Origin of the sequence: Chryseobacterium sp. JM1, from assembly GCF_000737715.1 — a bacterium.
In the GTDB taxonomy this organism is placed as follows: domain Bacteria; phylum Bacteroidota; class Bacteroidia; order Flavobacteriales; family Weeksellaceae; genus Chryseobacterium.
This window is the reverse complement of sequence record NZ_JPRN01000014.1, coordinates 37,766-56,520: the sequence shown is the minus strand read 5'-3', so window position 1 is coordinate 56,520 and position 18,755 is coordinate 37,766. Positions and strand designations below refer to the sequence as shown.

23 protein-coding genes are annotated in these 18,755 nt (G+C 37.8%); 13 read left to right on the top strand and 10 right to left on the bottom strand.

Annotated elements, in window-relative coordinates; genetic code table 11:
* Positions 1-134 precede the first annotated feature (134 nt).
* A complete protein-coding gene (locus IW22_RS19375; RefSeq protein WP_034729981.1) occupies positions 135-1,676 on the bottom strand; it encodes a serine hydrolase in 1,542 nt (513 codons plus the stop codon).
* Positions 1,677-1,772: 96 nt separating this feature from the next.
* On the opposite strand from IW22_RS19375, the gene IW22_RS19370 reads away from it, so the two are divergent.
* The 4 genes from IW22_RS19370 to IW22_RS19355 are packed head-to-tail and all read left to right on the top strand — an operon-like array spanning position 1,773 to position 3,989.
* Positions 1,773-2,195, top strand: a complete 423-nt coding sequence (locus IW22_RS19370; protein WP_034729978.1) for a hypothetical protein — start codon at positions 1,773-1,775, stop codon at positions 2,193-2,195.
* 34 nt (positions 2,196-2,229) lie between these two features.
* Entirely contained in the window at positions 2,230-2,727 is a 498-nt protein-coding gene (locus IW22_RS19365) for a metallophosphoesterase family protein (protein WP_034729976.1), read from the top strand.
* Positions 2,728-2,729: 2 nt separating this feature from the next.
* On the top strand, positions 2,730-3,254 hold the full coding sequence (locus IW22_RS24200) for a Smr/MutS family protein (protein ID WP_410492867.1): 525 nt from the start codon (positions 2,730-2,732) through the stop codon (positions 3,252-3,254).
* Between the two features lie 18 nt (positions 3,255-3,272).
* A complete protein-coding gene (locus IW22_RS19355) occupies positions 3,273-3,989 on the top strand; it encodes a DUF3822 family protein (protein ID WP_034729969.1) in 717 nt (238 codons plus the stop codon).
* 59 nt (positions 3,990-4,048) lie between these two features.
* Here IW22_RS19355 and IW22_RS19350 read toward each other — a convergent pair whose 3' ends face one another.
* The gene (locus IW22_RS19350; protein ID WP_165571913.1) at positions 4,049-5,287 is read right to left on the bottom strand and encodes an outer membrane beta-barrel protein; all 1,239 of its coding nucleotides are present in this window, start codon (positions 5,285-5,287) and stop codon (positions 4,049-4,051) included.
* Positions 5,288-5,405: 118 nt separating this feature from the next.
* Here IW22_RS19350 and IW22_RS19345 point away from each other — a divergent pair, with 118 nt between their 5' ends.
* Positions 5,406-5,978, top strand: a complete 573-nt coding sequence (locus IW22_RS19345) for an RsmD family RNA methyltransferase (RefSeq protein ID WP_034729963.1) — start codon at positions 5,406-5,408, stop codon at positions 5,976-5,978.
* On the opposite strand, the gene IW22_RS19340 is transcribed toward IW22_RS19345, so the two are convergent.
* A complete protein-coding gene (locus IW22_RS19340) occupies positions 5,975-6,325 on the bottom strand; it encodes a winged helix-turn-helix transcriptional regulator (RefSeq protein WP_034729961.1) in 351 nt (116 codons plus the stop codon). The genes IW22_RS19345 and IW22_RS19340 overlap by 4 nt on opposite strands.
* Before the next feature lie 86 nt (positions 6,326-6,411).
* On the opposite strand from IW22_RS19340, the gene IW22_RS19335 reads away from it, so the two are divergent.
* The gene (locus IW22_RS19335; protein ID WP_034729959.1) at positions 6,412-7,011 is read left to right on the top strand and encodes a nitroreductase family protein; all 600 of its coding nucleotides are present in this window, start codon (positions 6,412-6,414) and stop codon (positions 7,009-7,011) included.
* A 221-nt stretch (positions 7,012-7,232) separates the two neighbouring features.
* On the opposite strand, the gene murI is transcribed toward IW22_RS19335, so the two are convergent.
* The 5 genes from murI to IW22_RS19310 form a co-directional block, all read right to left on the bottom strand.
* Positions 7,233-8,063 (bottom strand): glutamate racemase, encoded by an 831-nt coding sequence (gene murI, locus IW22_RS19330; RefSeq protein WP_034729948.1) that lies wholly within the window; start codon positions 8,061-8,063, stop codon positions 7,233-7,235.
* Between the two features lie 166 nt (positions 8,064-8,229).
* Positions 8,230-9,354, bottom strand: coding sequence for a radical SAM family heme chaperone HemW (hemW, locus tag IW22_RS19325; RefSeq protein ID WP_081873984.1), 1,125 nt, complete (start codon positions 9,352-9,354; stop codon positions 8,230-8,232).
* 51 nt (positions 9,355-9,405) lie between these two features.
* Positions 9,406-10,356 carry a PorP/SprF family type IX secretion system membrane protein gene (locus IW22_RS19320; RefSeq protein WP_034729942.1) on the bottom strand — a complete coding sequence of 317 codons (951 nt, stop codon included), beginning with the start codon at positions 10,354-10,356 and terminating at the stop codon, positions 9,406-9,408.
* 51 nt (positions 10,357-10,407) lie between these two features.
* Positions 10,408-11,481, bottom strand: coding sequence for an RluA family pseudouridine synthase (locus IW22_RS19315; protein ID WP_034729939.1), 1,074 nt, complete (start codon positions 11,479-11,481; stop codon positions 10,408-10,410).
* Positions 11,482-11,554: 73 nt separating this feature from the next.
* Positions 11,555-12,649, bottom strand: a complete 1,095-nt coding sequence (locus tag IW22_RS19310; protein ID WP_034729935.1) for a PASTA domain-containing protein — start codon at positions 12,647-12,649, stop codon at positions 11,555-11,557.
* A gap of 155 nt (positions 12,650-12,804) precedes the next feature.
* Between IW22_RS19310 and IW22_RS19305 the strand changes: the two genes are divergently transcribed.
* From IW22_RS19305 to IW22_RS19290, 4 genes are all read left to right on the top strand, one after another.
* Positions 12,805-13,788 carry a D-alanine--D-alanine ligase gene (locus IW22_RS19305; RefSeq protein ID WP_034729932.1) on the top strand — a complete coding sequence of 328 codons (984 nt, stop codon included), beginning with the start codon at positions 12,805-12,807 and terminating at the stop codon, positions 13,786-13,788.
* A 133-nt stretch (positions 13,789-13,921) separates the two neighbouring features.
* Entirely contained in the window at positions 13,922-14,386 is a 465-nt protein-coding gene (coaD, locus tag IW22_RS19300; protein ID WP_034729930.1) for a pantetheine-phosphate adenylyltransferase, read from the top strand.
* Between the two features lie 86 nt (positions 14,387-14,472).
* Positions 14,473-14,775, top strand: coding sequence for a four helix bundle protein (locus IW22_RS19295; protein WP_410492866.1), 303 nt, complete (start codon positions 14,473-14,475; stop codon positions 14,773-14,775).
* Between the two features lie 50 nt (positions 14,776-14,825).
* A complete protein-coding gene (locus IW22_RS19290; RefSeq protein WP_034729928.1) occupies positions 14,826-15,458 on the top strand; it encodes a trimeric intracellular cation channel family protein in 633 nt (210 codons plus the stop codon).
* A gap of 66 nt (positions 15,459-15,524) precedes the next feature.
* Here the strand turns inward: IW22_RS19290 and IW22_RS19285 are convergent, their stop codons facing one another.
* Positions 15,525-16,094 (bottom strand): hypothetical protein, encoded by a 570-nt coding sequence (locus IW22_RS19285; protein WP_034729926.1) that lies wholly within the window; start codon positions 16,092-16,094, stop codon positions 15,525-15,527.
* A 75-nt stretch (positions 16,095-16,169) separates the two neighbouring features.
* Positions 16,170-16,664, bottom strand: a complete 495-nt coding sequence (locus IW22_RS19280) for a dihydrofolate reductase (protein ID WP_034729924.1) — start codon at positions 16,662-16,664, stop codon at positions 16,170-16,172.
* A gap of 73 nt (positions 16,665-16,737) precedes the next feature.
* Between IW22_RS19280 and IW22_RS19275 the strand changes: the two genes are divergently transcribed.
* The 3 genes from IW22_RS19275 to IW22_RS19265 are packed head-to-tail and all read left to right on the top strand — an operon-like array spanning position 16,738 to position 18,570.
* Positions 16,738-17,343, top strand: a complete 606-nt coding sequence (locus tag IW22_RS19275; RefSeq protein ID WP_034729922.1) for a LemA family protein — start codon at positions 16,738-16,740, stop codon at positions 17,341-17,343.
* Positions 17,343-17,771, top strand: a complete 429-nt coding sequence (locus tag IW22_RS19270; RefSeq protein ID WP_175548923.1) for a TPM domain-containing protein — start codon at positions 17,343-17,345, stop codon at positions 17,769-17,771. Before IW22_RS19275 ends, IW22_RS19270 begins: the two co-directional genes overlap by 1 nt.
* The gene (locus tag IW22_RS19265; RefSeq protein ID WP_034729918.1) at positions 17,752-18,570 is read left to right on the top strand and encodes a TPM domain-containing protein; all 819 of its coding nucleotides are present in this window, start codon (positions 17,752-17,754) and stop codon (positions 18,568-18,570) included. Before IW22_RS19270 ends, IW22_RS19265 begins: the two co-directional genes overlap by 20 nt.
* Positions 18,571-18,755: the final 185 nt, after the last annotated feature.

Genomic DNA, 18,755 nt, shown 5'->3' with positions numbered 1-18,755 from the left:
CTCCACCGAATATTGGAGCTCTTTTTTTAGGATTTGGCTAAAGTCTGTTTGCCTGTGATTAATAAAAAAACGGGCTAAAGCCCGTTCCTATTGAATATTATTAAGTTATTTAATTAATTTAAATGTATCCTTATTTATCTTCTCAGATCCAGATCATCAAAATCGAAGCTGAAGTCGGTGACATCTGAAATCGGTTTTAATTTGGCAGATTCTGCTTTTCCGGTTTCATCATAATTAAAAACAATGTAAGCATCGGCATCATAGCTTCTGTCGTCCCACTTAACGATGAATGAATTGTTGGAATAAGGAAGGAGTTCTCCTTTCAGACGCGGAGAATTTTTACATGAAATTCTATAGGTATTTCCCTGCTGCGAAATTTCTACATCTCCAAACCATTGATCATTGTATTTTCCTACGAACTGCTCTGCTTTCGGCTGAAGATTTTTTTCTTTTTTAAAGGCATCGGATTTAGCAAAGGCTTCTTTTTTCTGCTTATCATACTCAGCATTAACTTTCGTCATTCTTTCTCCGTAAGTTTTCAGCCAGTTTCTGTCTGCCACTCCAAGGTAAGAATCTTTCACCGTATTGGTGATCGAGTTGAAAGCAGCTCCTGACTGCTGGTTGGTAAGCACTACAATTCCCAATTTCAAATCCGGGATTAGTGTAAACTGGGTAACCGTTCCGATAAGACCTCCTGTATGCTGAATCTGCTTATGTCCTTTTACATCACTCAGGAACCATCCCAATCCATACCCGTAAAAGCTGGTATCATATGGATTTTTCATAGCCACTCTGTCCGGAATCTGTAAACTCCATAACTGTTGCACATTTTTATCGGAAACCAGTTTTTTTCCGTCTTTCGTGGTAAAATTATTTAAAAGACAATCTGCCCAAGTCGTCATATCTTTAATGTTACTCATAATTCCTCCTGCTGCATTTCCTGTTTCATTCCAGTCGTGTGGAACGGCAATAGCTTTTCCATCTACAGGAGCATGAGCATCGATCTTGTTGGCTACAGCTTTGGCTCTGCTATAACTACCAAAACTTGAAGTCATACCAACCGGTTTCATAATTCTCTGCTCGATAAATTCCGCCCAGCTCAGTCCGGAAATCCTGTGGATCACTTCTCCGGCAACGATAAACATCACATTATTATAGTCTAATTTAGTTCTGAAAGGATTTTCAGGTTTCAGATATCTGACGTTGTGAATAATATCATTAACGGTCATACTTCCACCTTCAGGAAAAAACATCAGGTCGCCCTGCCCCAAACCTAATCCGGCTCTGTGCGTGATAAGATCTTTTATGGTTACATTTTGAGAAACATAAGGATCGTACATCTGAAATTCAGGAATATATTTTGAAACTTTATCGTCCCAGTTCAATTTTCCTTCATCCGCTAAAATAGCCAGGGCAGTACAGGTAAAACCTTTTGAGTTAGAAGCGATTCCTACCAATGTATTATCATCCATCGGTTGTTTGGTGGCTAAGGAGCGTTGTCCGAAACCTTTGGAATAGATCACTTTTCCATCTTTTATGATCCCAACGGACATTCCGGGTACATCGAAAGTTTTTAAGGTATTCTGGATCAGTTCATCCAATTTTTTTTCTTCAACCTGAGCATTGAAGAGCCCTACCGCTGCGAGAAAAAGTAAAAAAGAAAATTTCTGCTTCATTTTTTTTAATTTTCTCAAATTTAGTAAATATTCAGCGACCCAAATTTTGTAACAGAGAAAAATTTATCTATTTTCCCTACTTTCAATTGTATCTGAATGAAAAAATCAGTTTATAGCCTTTTATTCGTATGTTTCGCAGTTCTTTCCTTTAAAAGTCAGAATAAGATTGATGCTTCATTTCTCTTCCACACATGGAAGCTGGCAAAATTAGATAGATTGACTTACATCTATAAAAGTCAGAAAACTTTTGATCAAAAATGGGGTGGAATCCGGTTTAAAAAGAATGGAACAATTGTATCACTTAATGCGGAACCGGCATGTGCCACGGCAATAATAGAAAGAATTGAAGCTGACAAATTAAAGCTGTATCGCCATCGTGGAATCTGGGAAATGGATTCTGACACCACCATCATCATAACCAACCCCAAATTTCCAGCAATTAATGGTAAATTTATAGTATCAAAACTTCCGGATAATAGCTTGGTGTTAAAAAGATTTATTAAAATAGCTGAGAAATAAATCTTTCCTAACTTTGCACAAATTTCAGATCTTCATGACAAAAATCCTTCTGCTTTCCGATTCCCACTCTTATATAGATGACCGTATCTTAGAATACGCGTCTCAGGTCGATGAAATCTGGCATTGCGGAGATTTTGGAAGCATCGAAGTTATTGAAGAACTGGAAAAGATAAAGCCATTAAAGGGAGTTTACGGAAATATAGACAACGCAAAAATCAGGGCAGAGTTTCCTGAAGTGAACCGTTTTTTCTGTGAAGATCTTGAAGTTCTGATGATCCATATCGGAGGTTACCCAGGAAAATATACGCCGCTCACCAATAAGGAAATCTCTGAAAAGGCTCCGAAGCTATTTATTTCAGGACATTCTCATATTCTGAAGGCGATGTTTGATCAAAAGAATAATCTTCTTCATCTGAACCCGGGAGCCTGCGGAAAACAGGGATGGCATAAGGTGAGAACCATGATGCGCTTTGTGGTGGAAGGCGATGAAGTGAAAGATCTTGAGATCATTGAACTGGGACCGAAGAACTAATTTTGAAAATAATAAAAGAAGAGGCACAATACATGAAAATCGGGGACAAAGTTTCTGTGGTAGATGAAAATTTAAGCGGGACAATCACTTCTGTGAAAGGCAATATCGTTGTTTTTAAAGATGAATATGGATTCACCTATCAGTATTCAAAAGAAAAGCTGGTTCCAAAAGATGCCGATCTTTATGAAAACATTCGCGTAGTTAAAAAAGCAGAACCGAAGAAAGTAGTTTCTAAAAAGCATCAGAAAAATCACATGGTTCTCGACCTGCATTTTCATCATATGGTTAAAAATCCCAGTGATTATGACAGTTTTGAAAGGCTGTTCATTCAAAAAGCAAAATTAATGGAAGTCCTTGATTTCTGTAGAAAACATAACCTGAAAAGGTTAGAGATCGTGCATGGCATTGGTGACGGAACGCTGCAGAGAATGGTTATGGATGTTTTGGAAAGCCAGTCGGATATTGATTTTTACAATAAGGAAATACTTCACCATCAATCAGGTGCCGTTATGATAGAATTTCACTAAATTTGCATCAATTGAAATATGAACGTACTTAATTTACTTTTTACCAAAGACGGATTAATCTGCCAGATTGCAAAGAACAAAAGCATTCTGGAGGAAAAGTCTTATTTCGTTACTGAAGAAACACCGGAAAATCTCATCGAGGATAGACTTGATGAAATTCTTCTTAAACAAAGGTTTGAAGAGATCCATGTGATCTCTGCACTGAATCATTTTACCCTGATGCCGGAAGGGTTTTCAGAACATGATGCGGGGTTTGAACTGATTGCCTTCAATGCTCCTGCAGACAAGGAGAAAGAAGAGCTGATGCTTTCTGTGAATAAAAGATTCGGAGTACAGTTTTATTATACGTTCCCTAAAAACTTTTATAAGAAAATAAAAGAGCTGGCGGTTCCGGTTCATTTTAATTTTTCGGGAGAGAAGTTTTTAAATTCTATCAATAATAAAAACAATAAAGAAATTCATATCAATTTATACCACAACCAGTGTGAGTTTTTTGCCATCGATAACAGGAAGGTGATTTTATACAATAATCTGGATGTGAATTCTGAAGTAGATTTTCTTTATTTCGTGATGTTTACCCTCAGTAAAATTGGCTTTGGAATCAATGAAACCAACTTTTATGCGTACGGTGAGACTACGGAAAATGAAACTTTTATTTCTGAACTTCAGAAGTTCGTCAAGAATATGAAAATTGTTTACGACAACGTTCCCAATAAGAATTTTATCCTTAATTAATCATATAAAAAAAGGTACCGTTTGAAACGGTACCTTTTTTACATTCTTTATGTGTTTAATTAAAATAGAGTGTATCCTAATATAACAGAGAAGTTTTTGTAGTCTGCAGAATACGTACTGCTGTCATCTTCAAATATACTTCTTTTCGTGTGCATATTGAATTCTACACTGAATCTGTCATTGTATTTATAACCTACTCCAAATCCGAAATTGGCCGCAGATCCTATCTTTATTTTTTCGTCAGCAAACTGATACCTTTGGAATACCGCTTCAGATTCTCCCACAGGGATATCAAAAATAAATGAAGCATTGAAGAACAATTTAGATTTCTCACTTAGAAATGCGTAATATCTAACACCAACAGGAATTTCAACTGAAGAATATTTTACGGTTGCTTTGTTTGATACAGTTTCACCTAAAATCGTAGTAGTAGGAACATCTTTTTCTGTCTTCTTGAAATACTGATAAGTAGGTTCTAATATAATTGCCCATTTGTTATTGTTAAACGGCATTACATATTCAAGCTCTACCCCGATTCTGAAATTCGTCTGGCTTCCAAAATCTGATGAGAAAATATCTGCTTTTTTCTGATTGGTAATCTCTAAAGATGAAAAGTTCGCTCCCGGTCTTAGCGACACATGGAAAAAGCTCTTCTTCTCTTTTTCCTCAAAACTCTTATAATCTGCGTTTTTACAGCTGTTGAATTTGATGAAAAGATCTCTCAAATCACTTTCTCTGTATTCAAGACCTGATATTTGCGAAGCTTTAACGTTTTCACAGTTTGATAAAGCTTGTAGTTGCTTGATGTATGTATTATTTTTAGCAATACTTGATCCTGAAATCATGTATCTTTTAAAAACCAACGGTTCTTTTGTATCTTCTTTCTGATAGAAAAAACGTTTTATGTTTTCATTACTGTATCCATATAAAGTATATTCTCCCTCAACAATAACTTTAAGAAGGACCGTCTTTTTAGTGTATGAAGGTTTTTCCTCATCATCCAAAGAGCTGGTATCATCACTGGACATATCAATCTCCACCTCAGATCTTACGTATTTTGCCTTTCCATCTACTTCAAATTCTTTTATAGCATCAATCCCTACCAGCTTGGAAACTGCACTGTTATCCTGCTTGAATTCTATCTGGATAGGAGACCTGTTCCAGTCCATATTTTTAATCAATCCTTCGACCTTGCTGCCGTCATTGTTAATAATATAACCTTTTTCAAAGTTATTTTGCGCAGATAATTGTACGCATAAAATGACACCCAATAAGAATGTCAACAATTGTTTGTTCATAATCATTATTTTTTCAACCGCGAAAATAACCATTATCAACCGACTATAGAATATTTTCTGACTAAATTATTTTTATTAGCCAACATTTAGTAATTTCGTTGCCTAATATTTTTTCAGTATGTACAGAATAATCTCAGGCAAGTGGAAAGCCAAAAAAATAGCCGCTCCTAAAAATTTTGACGTAAGACCTACAACAGATTTTGCTAAGGAAGCGCTATTCAGCATCCTGGAAAACAAATATGACATGCAGTCTATTTCGGTGCTTGATCTTTTTGCAGGCATCGGTTCTATCACTTTCGAATTTGCATCCAGAGGATGTCAGGATGTCACTTCCGTGGAACTGAATCCAAAGCACACAAGTTTTATTAATTCTACGGCTTCAGAGCTGGATATGTCTCAGCAGGTGAATGTTCAGCGAGGTGATGTTTTCGACTGGCTTAAAAAATTCAGAAACAAGAAAAGTTTCGAGATCGTATTTTCTGATGCTCCTTTTGAAATGGAAGAGAAGAAATATTACGAACTGCTGTCTTTAGTTCTGAACAATAAATATGTGAAGGAGAACGGTGTTCTGATCATAGAACATCAGAGCAGGATGAAATTGGAACACCCCAATTTAGTAGATACCCGAAAATACGGAAATGTAAGTTTCAGTTTTTTCGAAGCAAATAAAGAAGATAATCAGGAAATTTAATTCCTGATTATTTTTTTTACGGAAAGATCCGGCGCAGCAATTCCCCAATTCGTAATCGCTTCAATCACCGGGAGCAGTGTTTTTCCGAAATCCGTCAATGTATATTCTACCATCAAAGGTGGCTTTTCCGTATATACTTTCCTGTTGACGATATGATCTTCTTCCAGCTGTTTCAGCTGCAGACTTAAGGTTCTCTCTGTAATCGTAGGAATTAATTTCCTTAATTCATTATATCTTTTGGCACCATCCGTCAGATGAAATAAAATTACAGCTTTCCATTTCCCTCCTATAAACTTCATCGTAACGCTGGTGCAGCACGGATATTCTTTGTTATCTATTGTATACATTTTTATACTATCCTTTTTTACCGTTATTGCAAAGGTAATAAACTTAAATTACTTTTGTAACTATAAAAATGATAGTACAATAATTTATGAATTTTTTAGAACAAATGAAAAAGAGGTATACCGTAAAAAAGTATAATCCTCAGGGAAAAATAAGTGCAGAGCAGATTGCAGAATTGAAAGAGATTCTTAATTTAAGTCCATCTTCTATCAACAGCCAGCCATGGAATTTTATTTTCGTGAATACGCCCGAGCTGAAGGAGCAACTGGCCGAAGCATCTTATTTTAACAAAGAAAAAGTATTGGAAAGCAGCCATGTGGTTGTATTCCAAATGATGAAAAATCCGGAAGAATTTGAAAGACAGATCGAAGAAAACCTTCCTGAAGGTTCCGTGAATTACTACAGAACTATGGTAAAGCCCAACGGCGAAGAGGCTATCCGTTCGTGGTTTGGGCATCAGGTTTATCTATCGCTGGGTGTATTTCTTTCCGCATGTGCAACGATGGGAATTGATTCTACTCCGATGGAAGGAATTGAGCCTGAAAAATATGATGCTATCCTGAAAAATGATTCTTACGAAACACTTTTCGCTGTTGCGATTGGTGAAAGAGCAGACAGTGACAGCAATCATCCGGCAACAACACCTAAAAGAAGGCTGAATCGTGAAATGGTTATTTTAGAATCTTAAATTTTTAATCGTTAGTAAGGAAGCCAGAAGCTCGAAGAGGGAAGTTATTGAAGTCCAAAGATAGAAATACAGGGTGCCTTTATTAATCTTTTTAAAACTACTTCAATACATTTAAGTGGGATTGTTGAGTACTTACTACCCAACAGTAACTTCCATCTTCAAGTCATTGATGATATTTCCTCGAAAAATAAAAGCTGTTTCAGGAGAAACAGCTTTTTGTATTATAGTACTTTCAGTTCAAGATCTATGGTCTTTCCGAAGAATTTCTTGGAGATTTTCTCAAAGTTTTTCGTCAGATCCGAAAGATAGAAATGGTAGTTTGGTTTTGGATTATGATCATTCAGAAGGTGGTATTTATCCAGGATGATCTTCAGATGATTGGCTACAATATTGGGAGAATCGATTACTCTGACTCTGTTTCCGTAATACTGCTTGATCTCATCGATTAATAATGGGTAATGCGTACAACCAAGAATTAGGGTTTCAATATTTTTCAGCTTTTTATTGCTCAGATAATTATAAATGATCGCATGCGTGATCGGGTGATTCTTGAATCCTTCTTCAATGGCAGGAACCAGCAAAGGTGTGGCAAGTTCATCTACTTTGATCCATTTATTCTGCTTTCTGATGCTTTTTTTATACAGTCCTGAATTCACCGTTGCTTTCGTTGCAATTACGCCTACATTATTATGAATCTCATAGGCTACTTTTTCAGCAACCGGATTAATAACGTCAATGACAGGAACCTTTCCGTTCACCGACTGCATCACTTCGTTCAAAGCATTGGCTGTAGCTGTATTGCAGGCAATAACAATCGCTTTACAGTTCTGCTGAAGCAGGAAATTGGTGATCTTGGTAGAATATTCAATGATCGCGTCTTTGGACTTTTCACCGTACGGAAGGTGCTTGGTATCTCCGAAATAAATCAGGTCTTCATGAGGGAGAAGTCTTTTGATTTCTTTGGCTACGGTAAGTCCTCCCACCCCACTATCGAAAATACCGATAGGCTGGCTTGGTGAAAGATGTGAATAGTCTTGTTTTTTAGTTTTCAAGTGAGCTGAAATTTTACACAAAAATACGAAGATTTTTAGATTTCTGTATTCCTGATTCCGGACTTTATTTGTACAATACTAGTTATTGCGCTTAGATATTATGCTTCGACTTCGCTCAGCATGATATCACTAATACTGTTTTGTTTTGAAAAGTATTCAATTGTACTTAAACAATAAACAGATCAGAAGCAATTCCATCCGCCATAAACCAATGTTTTTCCGGGATTTTAAGGTGATTGTTTTCTGTAATCAGAATACCTTCTTCTAGCTTAGATTGTATCTCACGTCGGAAATGTTCAAGAGTCTGCTCGCTGAACTTACTGTTAAGGCTTTCAATATCTACACCCCAGATTGTTCTCAACCCGATCATGATCATTTCATTAAACTGATCGTTCTGTGACAGGATTTCTTCTTCTTTGGCAAGAATACCACCATCAAGCTTTTTAATATACTGCTGGTTATTGGCTACATTCCAGCTTCTGACATCAAATCCGTTGTAAGAATGTGCGGAAGGACCTATTCCAAGATACTCTTTATACTTCCAATATGAAGAATTATGTCTTGAATAGAAGCCTGGTTTCGCGAAATTGGAAACTTCATAATGCTCAAATCCGTTGTCTTTTAAGAAATCCGACAGATAATAGAACTCTCTATTCTGTTCTTCTTCCCTCGGACTGGCGATTTTTCCTTTCGCTATCCAGTTTTCCAAAGCCGTTTTCGGTTCAACGGTCAGGGCATATGAGGAAATATGGGGAACTTCGAGGGCTATGGTTTTGTTTAAATTCTCTTTCCAGATCTCCAGATTGGAGGTTGGTGAGCCATAAATCAAATCGATGCTTAAATTTTCAAAGCCAAAATCCTGTGCTCTTTTGATGGAACCTTCTGCTTCGGAAGCGTTATGGGCACGGTTCATTAACCTTAAATCTTCATCAAAAAAACTTTGGGTACCGATAGAAAGTCTGTTAACCGGAGATTTTGCAAGTTGCTGAAGAAAATTTTTATTCAGATCATCGGGATTGGCTTCTAAGGTAACTTCAATATCCCGGTCAAAACTGAAATATTTTAACACTTCATCGATCATTGAGCTGATCTCATCTGCAGAAAGAATAGACGGTGTTCCGCCTCCAAAGTACAGTGACTTTAAGTTTTTATTCTGCAGTTCGTCTTTTCTCAGACGGATTTCGGTCTTCATAGCACTGATCATTTCATCCTTAAAGTTCAAAGATGTGGAAAAGTGAAAATTACAGTAGCTGCATTTCTGTCTGCAAAACGGGATGTGAATGTATATCATAAAAAAAGCTCTGAAAATTTCAGAGCTCAAATTTATTTAAATTAAATCAGATTAATATCTATATCCTCTATGATTAATAAAGTTATCGAAGTTATAACCTAAGCTCAACATAAAGCTGTTTCCACCATACGTCTGGATATCAGACATTCCGATGTTATAAGTTGCTCCAATCATTAATTTATTAATTCTTACTTTAACAACCGGTGCCACCTGTAACTGCTGGCTGTCGAATCTGTTCTGTACCGTTCTGTAGCTTACACCGGCAGAGAATGAATTGATGTCGTTAAAGAAAGTTGCCATTAAGTTGTAGTCGATCATTCTTGTTGAATTCGTATTCAGGTTGATCAACGCTGATGGCGTTACGTAGATATTGTCAGCAAAATGCCAGTCATATCCTAAGTTTAAGAAGAATTTAATTGGTGAAGGCTCGATTCCGTTTACGATAGCCTTGTCATTGCTTAACGCGATATCATTTACAGAGATTCCTGCAAAGATGTTTCTGTACGTTGCAGCTGCACCAAAGTTGGCATAAGCCATAAAAATATTCCCTTCTTTCCCGATCAACAATGGATCGTAACCATCTTCAACATTCACTGAAGTATAGTCGAAGTTCATATTATAAAATGAAACACTAGTACCGAAAGAGAATTGGTCTTTTCTTTCTCCTTCACTGCTTAGTGGAATAAAGTATGAAGCTCCCGCTGTAATACCGCCTGCAGAAATAGGTCCATTACTGTCTCTGAAAATAGAGAGCCCTGCTCCCACTCTGTCGAAGATGTTCCCGTTGATTCCTATAGACTGCGTATTTGGAGAATCGCTAAACTTGTCAAATTGTTTGTGGTAATTAGCATTGAGCTGTACGTAATCGGTCTTTCCGTACTGAGCTGGGTTGAACAGAAAATCACCATCCAAAAGATATTGCTGATAGTATGGTAGTGATTCCTGTGCTTTGTATGCATTTGACAAAAGAGCTAAACATACGATAGCATATAGTTTTCTCATAACAAATCTTGATTTCAATTCAACAAATATAAAAAAATTCTCAATATATTTTTAGTTTTCTAAATAATTTCTCCATTTTTTTACAGCATCCGCCATATCTTTGGGCATTGGGCTCTCAAAATATAATTCCTTTTTCGTCGTTGGGTGTATAAACCCTAAAGTGTGGGCATGGAGTGCATGCCTTGGAAGAATTTCGAAAACATTTTTTATAAACTGCTTATACTTAGGTATATTCACTCCTCTTAGAGGCGTATGACCTTCATATCTTTCGTCATTAAACAGCGTATGGCCAATATGTTTGAAATGAGCACGAATTTGATGCGTTCTTCCTGTTTCAAGTTTACATTCTACCCATGTCATATATTTGAAACGCTCCAATACCTTGTAATGCGTCACCGCATGCTTTCCATGGCTTCCGTCTTCATAAACCGACATCTGCATTCTGTTTTTGGGATGTCTCCCGATATGCCCCTTAATGGTCCCTTCATCTTCCTGAGGATTTCCCCAGACAAAAGCCCAGTATAATCTTTTTGTCGTTCTGTTAAAAAACTGTTTCGCTAAAAAGCTCAGTGCATATTCATTTTTTGCAATCACCAGAAGTCCGGAAGTATCTTTATCAATTCTGTGAACCAGCCCTACTCTGTCCAGATCAGATTTTTCACCGCTCTTTTCGAAATGGAAAGCCAGTGCATTTACTAAAGTCTTATCCCAGTTTCCGTGTCCGGGATGCACTACCATTCCCGGTTCTTTATCCACCACAACCAAATCATCATCTTCATAAATGATATTTACAGGAATATCCTGAGGAATGATCACATTTTCTCTCGGCGGATGAGCAAGAAGCACTGAAATCTGGTCACCGGGCTTCACGCGGTAATTTTGTTTTACCGGAGCTCCGTTTACCACTACATTTCCGGCTCTGCAGGTTTGAGAAATTTTATTCCGCGAGGAGTTTTGTCTGTATATTAATAAGAACTTATCAATCCTTAACGGCTCCTGGTTTTTATCGACTTTGATGTTTACATGCTCATAGAGTCCCTTATTTTCCTCATCAATATCGATGTTCTCGAGACTGTCGGACTCTATTAATTCTTCATCTAAAAAGTCTTCGTTATCTTCTGCCATTGTTTTATCTTTTTTACGCAAAAGGCCCCAACATTTTGCAGTTGAAGCCTATATTTTATATAATAAATCGTTATTATTCTACGACTACTTTTTTAGCTTTTGGCTTTTGAGCCGGTTGCTGAGTGGTTCCTGTGGTAGCCGGTTTATTTCCTGAACCCTGACTGCTTGATGCAGTGGATTTAGGTTTTTCAGCTGTAGTTCCTGCAGGCTTAGGCCCGGTAGCTACGCTGGTCTTAGCCGGTTCTGTTTTAGCCGGTTCCACTTTAGGAACTTCTTTTCTAGGAACAGGTACTGCTGCAGGCGGATCATAGCTTGGTTCCGGATGGTTGGGAACTTCGTCATAATGTACCGGAGGCAGTGAAGTATCTACCTTCATACGGTAAATCGCATTCAGCTGTTCTACTTTCGCTCTCAGTTCAGCAGGAGTTCTCTTACTGGCCCAAAGGTCAATCTGCATTCCCTGGTCTCTTACATCACCTGAAGCCGGATCCTGATAATAGATAATATCAGATTCGTCTTTGCTTCCGTCTTCATGTTCTACCAGTCCTACTTCAAACATACTTTTCAAAATAACGGCTCTCGCTTCTTTTACAGAAAGCCCTACCACACTAGGAATAGAAATGTTTCTCATAGGTCCGGATCCCACGACTACATCGATTACAGAGAATCTTGGAAGACGTGATCCTGGATTTACAGCATTACCTTTATATAATACTCTTAAAAGAGCATCTTTCTGAATACTCGGTTCGTAGATGGTATCGCCAATCTTCAGACCTACCTGATCCAATCTCTGGAACGCAAGTCCTGAATATTTGTTGATCACATCCGGAACGGTAATTGGAGCCCAGGTTCTTGGGTTAACAACAATTCTCACCAGCGATCCCGGCTTTACACGGGAACTGGATAAAGGGTGCATCTTTAAAACCTGAAAAGGCTTATATTTAGGGTTATACTCTGCACTGTCTACTTCATATTCAAGACCTGTATCCTCTAATATTTTTACGGCATCGTACACCGATTTATTAATAACATTAGGCACAGGAATTTCCTGACCGTGCTTGGTATGATATTCCAACCAGCGGAAAGTAAGCCACACCAACCCCACAAAAACACCGATGGCGACTACTAAATTCAGTAAAACTTTCCAATTGAAAAGTGATTTAAGCATACTTAAAAATACTTTAATTATAACGGCAAATATAGCTAATAATTTTAAATGTCCTTTTATTTAACACAATTCATTTTGAATTTTAAAATTTCTGAATTTCCCTTATTGCATTACATAAAATGATTAAATTTGCCTTAATTGATACTATAATGGTTATGAGCAAAAAAAGTGTTGCCGTTGTCATGGGAGGCTATTCAGATGAATATGTAGTTTCCTTAAAAAGCGGTCAGTTGATCTACGATTCTCTGGACAGAAATCTATATGACGTATATAAAGTAGTTATTCTAAAAGATGAATGGTATTTTTTAGGAGACAACGACAAAAAATATGAAATCAACCGCGGAGATTTTTCAGTGACATTAGATAATAATGAACAGCTGAAATTCGATGCCTGTTTCAACATTATCCACGGAACTCCGGGTGAAAACGGAATTCTTCAGGCCTATTGGGATGCCATCGGGCAGAAATATACCGGTTGTGATTTCTACCAAAGCGCTTTAACCTTCAATAAAAAAGATACTTTAGCGGTATTGTCCAAATACGGAATTCCTTCTGCTAAAAGCATTTATTTAAGAAAAGGAGAAGAGATCAATACAGACGAAATCGTTGAAAGTCTTGGGCTTCCGGTTTTCGTTAAACCTAATCAATCCGGATCCTCTCTGGGAATTTCAAAAGTAAAAGAGAAATCAGAATTAATTGCTGCCACGGAAATCGCTTTCAAAGAAGATAACGAAATTCTTATCGAAAGTTTTCTTGACGGAATGGAAGTTTCTGTAGGCGTTATAGATTTCAAAGGTGAAACCATCGTTTTGGGAATCACCGAAATTGTACCTACCAATGAATTCTTTGATTATGAAGCTAAATATGAAGGCGCTTCAGAGGAAATTACCCCTGCAAGAATTGATGATGCGACCAGAATCCGGGTGGAAGAAATTTCAAAAAGAGCTTACAATTCCCTTGGTATGAGTGGTTTTTCAAGGAGTGAATTCATCCTTATGGACGGCATTCCTTATATGCTTGAAATGAATACCAATCCTGGATTCTCTCCGGCCAGCATTCTTCCGCAACAAGCTAAAATTTACGGAATATCCATTACAGACCTTTGCGGAAACGAAGTAGAAAAAGCGTTGAATAAATAATAATAGAAGTTGGAAATCAGAGGTTAAAGGTTAGTGGATGGAAGTTTGAAAAGAAGATACAGGCAACAACCAACCAGTATCCCCAAACTCACCACTTAACTCGCACCCCATAACTCATCATAACACGTAAAACATGAAAATTGCTGTTTTCCCCGGATCATTTGATCCTATCACCCTGGGACATTATGATATTATTGAAAGAGCGGCTCCGCTTTTTGACAAACTGATTATTGCGATCGGGCAGAATTCCCAAAAAAAATATATGTTTCCCCTTGAAAAAAGGATGGAATTTATCCAAAATTCTGTCGCCGAATTCCCCAATGTGGAAGTCGATTTTTTTGAAGGATTAACGGTAGATTATTGCTTTGAAAAGGATGCACAATACATTCTGAGAGGCTTAAGAAATCCTGCCGATTTTGAATTTGAAAAAGCCATTGCCCACACCAACAGAACGCTGGCTCACAAAAAACTGGAAACCGTATTCCTCTTAACCTCATCCGGAAAATCTTTCATCAGCAGCAGCATTGTAAGAGAGATCATCAATCACGACGGAGAATACGAACTGCTGGTTCCGGACTCTGTCAGGGTGAAAAAATAAGTAATGAGTAATAGGTAATGAGTAATTTGGGAAATATGGATTACAATTAGGTTTTTCGGGAAAGGACTAAAAACTTTTCCATTCTTGTGATCAAATCCCTCTCTTCATTACCTTATTCAGATGATGTCTCGGTCATAAGGAAACAAATCATAAGATCTTCCACTTCAGTAGCTGCAAATTACAGAGCTGTTTCAAGAGCAAGATCTGAAAAAGAAAAATTTGCTAAACTCTGCATTGTTGTAGAAGAAATTGATGAAACTCAACTTTGGCTTGAAATCATTGAGGAACTGGAATATTTAAGTCCTGAAAAAATGATACTTTTAAAATCAGAATGCGAAGAACTTGTAAAGGTGATGACCAAGTATAAATTTAAATTATCCCAGCTTTAAATGGCATAATTTTTATTACTCATTGCCCATTACCTATTACTGATAAATATATGCACGAACAGTTCAATTTTGCCATAGAGGTACTCGGAACCATTTCCTTTGCGATGTCGGGAAGTTTTGCAGCGATGCAGAAACGCCTGGATCCGTTCGGGGTACTGATTATCGCATTCGTCACTTCTGTGGGCGGAGGAACTGTAAGAGATCTCCTGCTGGACATTCCTGTTTTCTGGATGCATGATCTTTTAACCTGTGCATTAATCCTCGGAACAAGTATTTTTGCCATGATCTTCAAATCCATTGAAAAGAACTTCAAGGTAACCTTATTTATTTTTGACAGCTTCGGATTGGGATTATTTACCATTATCGGCGTTCAGAAAGGACTCAATGCGGACATTCATCCATTGATATGTATCGCACTGGGAACCATCACCGGCTGCTTCGGAGGGATTATACGGGACATTCTCCTCAACCGGATTCCATTGATCTTCAGGAAAGAAATCTATGCAACAGCGTGTATCGTCGGAGGATCTGCATTTCTTCTGATGACGAAGTTTATCCCGCTTTCTTATACACTTATCCAGATCTTCACCATTTTACTGATTGTAGCCATCAGAACGCTTGCCGTGAAATACCACTGGCAGATGCCTAAATTTTATGGGTATGATCATAATTCAGAAATGTGATGTAAAATGAGTTTAAAATAAAAAAAGCACCTGAATCAGGTGCTTTTTTCGTTTTGTATAGTGTTCTTAGAAGAATTTTCCTCTCTGTCTCATATTCGGGTTGTGCATATGTTTCTGCATAGAAGGCATTTTCAACTGATCTTTCATCATTTTGATCTGATCTGTCATCATTCCTGCCGTGTCTAATCTCTTAGCCTCATCCAGAAGCTTCTGCCCTTCCTGTTTTCTTCCTTTAGAAATGGCTGCTGCGGCAAGATTCAATGTGGCCATTGCTCTGTCGTGCTTCATATTCAGACCATATTCCAAAGCTTTTTTCATCAACGGTTCCACTTTCGCAGGATGTTCCTGAGCTTGGGTTAGTCCCTGTAAATAGTGGAAATATCCATACTGGGATTTATGAAGCTGCGCCTTGTAGTTGGTGATTCCGTTTAACCATTTTGAAGCTTTTTCCATATTCTGTTTTCTCAGCTGCCAGAAGGCAAGAAGGATATATTCATTTTTGATGAAAAGTATAATAGGCAGTGCTGCAAGAAGGAATACTACAATCCCCCAGCCCAGACTTCTTGTGAAAATCATCATATAAAGTCCTAAAAGGATAAGAACTGCTGCAATTACAATTTTTATGTACTTATTCATTGTTCAATTTTAAGAGTGCAAAGATAGAAAATTTAGAGGTTAGAAGCTAGAGGTTACCCGTTAGAATTTTCATAACTACTCAGTCTTGATTCGCTCATACGTTTGAAAGGAGAAATCATATTCATTCTTTTCGTCTTTTTCATGAAAGATCTCTTCCGTTTTTTTCCATACTTTCGGATTGATCTTTGGAAAGAAAGTATCAGCCTGAAGATCAGCTTTCACTAAAGTCACTTCCAGTTTATCCACAATCTCCATTGTCTGTTCATAGATATTTCCACCACCGATGATGAATACATTTTCATCGATTTTCTTAGCAAATTTTACGGCTTCTTTAATGCTTCCCACGATCAGAATCCCTTCCTCAAACCAGTTTTTCTTTCTGGAAATAACAATGTTTGTACGGTTCGGCAACGGTTTCCCTATACTTTCATAGGTCTTTCTCCCCATAATAATAGGATGTCCCGAAGTTATATCTTTAAAGTGTTTCAGGTCTTTCGGAAGATGCCACAGCAGTTTGTTTTCAAAACCGATCTCGTTCTTCTCACCCATAGCCACCACTATTGTTGTCATTCTAATAATTTTTTACAAAATTAGCACATAATTTGTATATTTGATTAGCACAAAAAATTAAAAAAAATAAACTATGAAAAATAAAGGCTGCCTGAGCGCAGGAACTATCGGTATTGCTCTGCTAATCATTGTAGGTGTACTATTCTTCTGGGGGAAAAACGGTTATAATAATTTTGTTTCGAAAGAACAGAACGTAAATTCCAAATGGTCTAATATTGAAACAGTATATCAGAAAAGGGCCAATCTTATTCCAAATCTTGAAAGAACCGTGAAATCCTATTCAAAATTTGAACAGGAAACATTAACGAAAGTGGTTGAAGCTCGTTCAAAAGCGACTTCTATCCAAATCGACCCTTCGAATATGACAGAAGCTGATCTGGCGAAATTCCAGGCTGCACAGGGAGAACTTTCCGGAGCATTAAGCAGATTAATGGCTGTGGTAGAATCTTATCCGAACTTAAAAGCGGACCAGCAGTACATCAACTTCCAGAGAGAATTTACAGCGATAGAAAACAGCATCAGAACCGAAACGGTTTATTATAATGACGCTGCCAAAGATTACAATACAACGATCAAAACGTTCCCGAACAATATCCTGGCGAACTTTACCAACTTTAAAGAAAAACCATTCTTCAAGGCTGAAGCCGGTGCAGAAAAAGCGCCTGAAGTATTTAAATAATGAGCCGTTTTCTGACAAATCAGCAAATCACTTCTCTTGTGGAAGCGATACAGTCGGCAGAAGAACATTCTACAGGCGAGATCCGTATACATATTGACTCGAACACCGAAACCCAGAATGCACAGACTGCATTTGAAGTTTTCAAAGAACTCTGTATGAATAAAACTGCCGACAGAAATGCTGTGCTTTTTCATGTGAATTTCGAACAGAAATATCTGACCATCATCGGCGATATCGGAATCCATGACAAAGTACACCAGTCGTATTGGGATCACCTCCACGATTATATTACCGCTGAATTTGCCAAAGGAAATTATTATAAAGCTTTAAAAAGCGGCATCCTGGAGACCGGTCTTGAATTAAAAAAATATTTTCCTGTTCAGGGAAAAAATCCCAATCAGCTCTCTAATGAAATTACGTTCTCTTAAACTTGTATTTTCATTCATACTCTTCTGCTTTTACACTTTTGTATCAGCACAATACACGATTCCGCAAAAACCTGCGGTTCTGTATCCTGTGTTTGATGAAGCAGGACTGTTGACACAACAGCAAAAAGATGAGCTGAACAACAAACTGATCAAGTTTGCAGATTCCACTTCTACAGAAATTGAAGTGATCATTATTCGTTCTACCAAAGGAGAAGATGTCAATTTTCTGGCGACCATGTTCGGTGAGCAATGGAAAATTGGGAAAAAAGGTGTAGATAACGGGGTCGTTTTCCTTGTTGCAACAGAAGACAGAACCATGTCTATCCAGCAGGGACGCGCCGTAGAACAATACCTTACCGCTTCTGTGGCGGGACAAATCCTTGATTATATTGTCACACCCAATTTCAGGCAAGGACAGTGGTATGAAGGTATCAACCGTGGTACCTCAGCCATTATGGAGGCTGTGCAGGGGAAATTCAAACCTACGGAAACCTCAGCGCCTTCAGGCAAAGGAAATACTTTTAAAATCCTTCTGATTGCCTTTGTCATTTTTATCATTATAGCCTTTCTCTTCGGAGGTAGAGGCGGCGGACGTGGCGGCGGCAATAATGATGACGATGATGTGATTATCACCAGAAGAGGACGCAGAAATTATCCAGGTGGATTCTTCCCATTCCCGGGCAGCTTCGGAGGAGGCGGTGGCTTTGGTGGTGGAAGTTCCGGTGGCGGCGGAGGTGGATTCGGTGGCTTTGGCGGCGGAGGAAGCTTCGGTGGAGGTGGCACTTCGGGCGGATGGTAAATAGAAATAACAAAATTCAATATAATCGGGCTCATGGCCCGATTTTTTATTTAATACGCTAAAATACCATCATTTCTTTGCCTTATTTTAATACTAAATTCAACTTTACATATTAAAAAAATAACAAAACCACTTAAAACCCGTCTTTTAACTAATTTTTTTTCATTATATTTACTGAAAACAGG

Coding starts and splice junctions, on each gene's coding strand:
- coaD (WP_034729930.1), top strand. CDS start 13,922: ATGAAAATTGCTGTTTTCCCCGGATCATTTGATCCTATCACCCTGGGA.
- IW22_RS19370 (WP_034729978.1), top strand. CDS start 1,773: ATGAAAAAATCAGTTTATAGCCTTTTATTCGTATGTTTCGCAGTTCTT.
- IW22_RS19280 (WP_034729924.1), bottom strand. CDS start 16,664: ATGACAACAATAGTGGTGGCTATGGGTGAGAAGAACGAGATCGGTTTT.
- IW22_RS19315 (WP_034729939.1), bottom strand. CDS start 11,481: ATGGCAGAAGATAACGAAGACTTTTTAGATGAAGAATTAATAGAGTCC.
- IW22_RS19345 (WP_034729963.1), top strand. CDS start 5,406: ATGTACAGAATAATCTCAGGCAAGTGGAAAGCCAAAAAAATAGCCGCT.
- hemW (WP_081873984.1), bottom strand. CDS start 9,354: ATGATATACATTCACATCCCGTTTTGCAGACAGAAATGCAGCTACTGT.
- IW22_RS19355 (WP_034729969.1), top strand. CDS start 3,273: ATGAACGTACTTAATTTACTTTTTACCAAAGACGGATTAATCTGCCAG.
- IW22_RS19285 (WP_034729926.1), bottom strand. CDS start 16,094: ATGAATAAGTACATAAAAATTGTAATTGCAGCAGTTCTTATCCTTTTA.
- IW22_RS19335 (WP_034729959.1), top strand. CDS start 6,412: ATGAATTTTTTAGAACAAATGAAAAAGAGGTATACCGTAAAAAAGTAT.
- IW22_RS19375 (WP_034729981.1), bottom strand. CDS start 1,676: ATGAAGCAGAAATTTTCTTTTTTACTTTTTCTCGCAGCGGTAGGGCTC.
- IW22_RS19305 (WP_034729932.1), top strand. CDS start 12,805: ATGAGCAAAAAAAGTGTTGCCGTTGTCATGGGAGGCTATTCAGATGAA.
- IW22_RS19265 (WP_034729918.1), top strand. CDS start 17,752: ATGAAATTACGTTCTCTTAAACTTGTATTTTCATTCATACTCTTCTGC.
- IW22_RS19350 (WP_165571913.1), bottom strand. CDS start 5,287: ATGAACAAACAATTGTTGACATTCTTATTGGGTGTCATTTTATGCGTA.
- IW22_RS19275 (WP_034729922.1), top strand. CDS start 16,738: ATGAAAAATAAAGGCTGCCTGAGCGCAGGAACTATCGGTATTGCTCTG.
- IW22_RS19365 (WP_034729976.1), top strand. CDS start 2,230: ATGACAAAAATCCTTCTGCTTTCCGATTCCCACTCTTATATAGATGAC.
- IW22_RS19340 (WP_034729961.1), bottom strand. CDS start 6,325: ATGTATACAATAGATAACAAAGAATATCCGTGCTGCACCAGCGTTACG.
- IW22_RS19310 (WP_034729935.1), bottom strand. CDS start 12,649: ATGCTTAAATCACTTTTCAATTGGAAAGTTTTACTGAATTTAGTAGTC.
- IW22_RS19320 (WP_034729942.1), bottom strand. CDS start 10,356: ATGAGAAAACTATATGCTATCGTATGTTTAGCTCTTTTGTCAAATGCA.
- IW22_RS19270 (WP_175548923.1), top strand. CDS start 17,343: ATGAGCCGTTTTCTGACAAATCAGCAAATCACTTCTCTTGTGGAAGCG.
- IW22_RS19290 (WP_034729928.1), top strand. CDS start 14,826: ATGCACGAACAGTTCAATTTTGCCATAGAGGTACTCGGAACCATTTCC.